1 protein-coding gene and 2 pseudogenes are annotated in these 3,653 nt (G+C 34.1%); 2 read left to right on the top strand and 1 reads right to left on the bottom strand.

Annotated elements, in window-relative coordinates; genetic code table 11:
• Both P8M54_RS06860 and P8M54_RS06855 read left to right on the top strand, forming a co-directional pair.
• A pseudogene (locus P8M54_RS06860) lies at window positions 1–1,368 on the top strand (hypothetical protein); the annotation flags it as partial.
• A 304-nt stretch (window positions 1,369–1,672) separates the two neighbouring features.
• Window positions 1,673–2,701, top strand: coding sequence for a pesticidal protein Cry7Aa (locus tag P8M54_RS06855; protein WP_300286565.1), 1,029 nt, complete (start codon window positions 1,673–1,675; stop codon window positions 2,699–2,701).
• Window positions 2,702–2,786: 85 nt separating this feature from the next.
• Here P8M54_RS06855 and P8M54_RS06850 read toward each other — a convergent pair.
• Window positions 2,787–3,551, bottom strand: a pseudogene (locus tag P8M54_RS06850) (alpha/beta hydrolase); the annotation flags it as partial.
• Window positions 3,552–3,653 lie beyond the last annotated feature (102 nt).

Below are 3,653 nucleotides of genomic sequence, written 5' to 3'. Positions count from 1 at the left end.
TTAAAACTGCTTGGCGACGCTGAGTTAAGAGCGCATATGGCTGTTAACGCTTACGCAAAAACGACGCAGACTTCATGGGAAAATACAGCAATCAAACACATCAACGTATATCAAAAAATTGCTCAAGGTTTAAACCAAAATAAAATCACGTATCCCGAAATTAAAATGGACCATTTGAGAGCCATGACTACAGATATTGGAATGGTTCAATTTTGTAAAATATCTGAGCCTGATTTAACAACAGGATACACACTTGATGATAATGCTAGAGCTTTAATTACAATGTGCAAACATTTTAAATTAACAGCTGATCGTTCTGATGTTGCTTACATGAATACTTATGTAAATTTTATCGAAAGATGCCAATTATCAAACGGCGATTTCATCAATTATGTTGATCAATATAACGTTGTCGAACCACGAAATGAAGATGAAAACCTAGAAGATTCTAATGGTAGAGCAATCTGGGCCTTAGGATACATTCAAACGCTAAGAGATGAGAATCTACCCGCTTCTTTAATTTACAAAGCCAATGCTTGTTTAGAGAAAGCATTAATAAGCGTTGACAAATTGACTTCGCCTAGAGCAATGGCTTTTGCCATAAAAGGATTGTATTATATGTACAATTCAGTTCCTTCAGCTAGAGTGGTGCAATTAATTGATGTTCTATCTGAGCGTTTAAAAAGTATCTATACACATACAAGTTCAACAAACTGGAATTGGTTTGAGGACAAACTAACTTACGCTAATAGTATTTTGCCAGAAGCATTATTGCTTTCTTCTCAAATTACAGGAAAAGAGACATCGCAGCAAATCGCTGTGGAGTCTATGGAATTCTTGATTTCGAAAATGTTTGTGGACGGTAAATTTAAAATTATCAGTAACAAAGGATGGCACTCTAAGGGAGCGATTCCACATCAATATGGAGAGCAACCTATCGAAGCAAGTTACATGATGCATGCTTTGGATTTATTTTACAAAACTTTTGGGAATCCGGCTCATAAAAAATATATGAAGCAAGCTTTTGACTGGTTTTTGGGCGACAATCACTTAAATCACATTATGTTCAATCCTATTACAGGAGGTTGTTATGATGGTTTAGAGAAAGAAAATGTAAATTTAAATCAAGGAGCCGAATCTACTGTTTGTTATTTATCTGCTAGATTGTTAATCGAAACATATACTTCAAGAGGAATAGAAGCTTTACGCTCAAATGCTAACGAACATGCCACTGAAAACGTTTCATTAATTATCATGAAGGAATTTTTGAATAATAGACGTAAAGAGGAAGAGGCACAAAGGGAGAAATACAGCTTTATGAGCACTCCACCAAATTTGTTAGGGAGTTCCAAATTGAAAAAAGCATAATCAATTTTGATTAATTTAAATCTCAAAATTTTAAGGAAGAGGTTACTTGGATAAAGTAATCTCTTCTTTATTTTGAGGGCTTTAGTTTTAGTTAATTTCGAAAATAAAAAAGTCTAACGCTTTGTTTAAATTATAAAACTGCGTTAAAAAACGGCACTTTTATATCCTATTTTTCTGAAGTTTGATATTTTTTTTATTTCTTTATAAGGCACATATTATTAGAGTCATTAATATAATATTTAATTAAAATTGTCTGCTTAAACCCAATTCTAAAATTAATTTAGTCATATAAAACACGAGTACAATGGTAACAATTAAAAAGGAAGGAATTATACTCTATCATACCGATTTAGAGTTTGAAAACGACGGCGTTTTAAACCCTGCAGTCTACCAAGATGGCAATACAGTACATCTATTTTATCGCGCAGTTCGCGCAGGTAATTTTTCAACGATTGGTCACGCAAAATTAAATGGACCGCTGGAGGTTGATGACCGTTTGGGAGAACCACTAATAGGACCCTCGTCAGAGATTGATAAACAAGGTGTCGAAGATGCTCGAATAGTAAAAATAGGTGATACATTTTACATGTCTTATACTTCTTATGATGGTGAAAATGCGTTAGGATCTTATGCAACATCAAAAGATTTAAAAGAGTTTAAAAAGCATGGAATAATTGTTCCTCAAGTTAATTACAAAACATTTTGTGAGTTAACTAAAAAAAAATGTCATTTAAACGATAGGTACGCTTATTATAACTGTGAGAAAGAAGGCGAGGAGGAGCGACATGGTTTTATATCAGACAAGAATTTAATCTTTTTTCCAAGACTGATTAATGGGAAGTTCACTTTTTTACATCGAATTAGACCTGATATCCAAATCGCAGCTGTGAAGGATTTAAGCGAACTAACAAAAGATTTTTGGTATTCTTATTTAGAGAATTTAGAAGAAAATATTTTAATGACTTCAAAGTACGATCATGAAAGTAGCTATATTGGTGGAGGTTGTCCTCCAATTGAAACTCCCGAAGGTTGGCTATTGATTTATCATGGTGTTCGCAAATCAGACGAAGGTTATGTATATAGTGCCTGTGCTTCACTATTGGATTTAGAAGATCCTACTAGGGAAATTGCAAGGCTTCCTTACCCTTTGTTCACTCCAGATCAAAAATGGGAACTAACAGGATATGTAAATAATGTTGTTTTCCCAACAGGAACGGCTCGTTTCGATGACAGATTATACATCTATTATGGTGCGGCCGATAAGCGTATTGCTGCAGTTTCATTAGAGTTTGATGAATTGGTAAACGCCTTGTTAGACAATAAAATTAGCTAGAAAAAAGGCTAAACAAAAAATATAGAAAAGATCCATTACTAGAGTTGTAATGGATCTTTTTCATGTCATCTTGATACGAATTAGTTTAACCCAAAATAAAATCTTTGGTAGTAGAGACTAACTCCTGAGTATGTTCGGGCAATACTTCGCTTGTGTAGGGATGGGCAGCTCCAAATACATGATTTGCGTTTTCTATTAAATGTGTGCTTGCCTTAGGGAAATTTTTCTTTAAAGCATTGTACTCATCCATAGGAACCGCGGGATCATTGGTGCCTTGAAGAATTAAAAAAGGTATTTTCAATTTTTTACCACCATCTTGTAAACTGTATTTCTGGATGTTTAACTCTAAATCATTTAAAACCTCAATAGCTAGAGGCATCATTTGATTTGTTCTTGCATTTTTTATGTTTTGTACACCTTCAGCTTTCCATTTTTTGATGAATTTAGAATTCCAACTGCGATGAAAATCAAACGGACTCGCCCATGTACACACTTTTTTGATTTGAGTCGCTTCCTGCATGCAGTACAATAATGCCGAAACGCCTCCTTTACTATGTCCAATAATAGTAATGTTTTTAGTGTTTATTTCTGGAAAATCAGTCGCTAGTTCGTTATGGATGAAGTTTTCGACATTTTTAATATCTTCCACTTCTTTATTTAGTGTGTTGGTTGCAAACTTCTCTAATGCAGTAAAGCTATCAGAGTCATCGAGACCCATGCCGCTGTGAGAAAAATTAAACTTTAGAAAAGCCAAACCATTAGCTGCAAAATACTTTGCAACAGTAGACCATGAACCCCAATCTTTAAATCCTTTGAACCCGTGACAAAATAATACAATTCCTTTTTGTTCTGCGTCTGTGCTATAAGTTACATCTGCTTTGAAAGGTTCGTTTAAAGCTCCTTATAAAACAAATTCTTTATTTACTGTCATAATTTTTCATCTTGAATATGT

This window comes from Flavobacterium sp. (assembly GCF_029242675.1).
Taxonomy (GTDB): domain Bacteria; phylum Bacteroidota; class Bacteroidia; order Flavobacteriales; family Flavobacteriaceae; genus Flavobacterium.
The sequence above is the reverse complement of the archived record's forward strand: the minus strand, read 5'-3'. Positions and strand labels throughout refer to the sequence as shown.

What these genes read in the sequence shown, in the direction of transcription:
- P8M54_RS06855 (WP_300286565.1), top strand. Translation starts at nt 1,673, where the DNA reads ATGGTAACAATTAAAAAGGAAGGAATTATACTCTATCATACCGATTTA.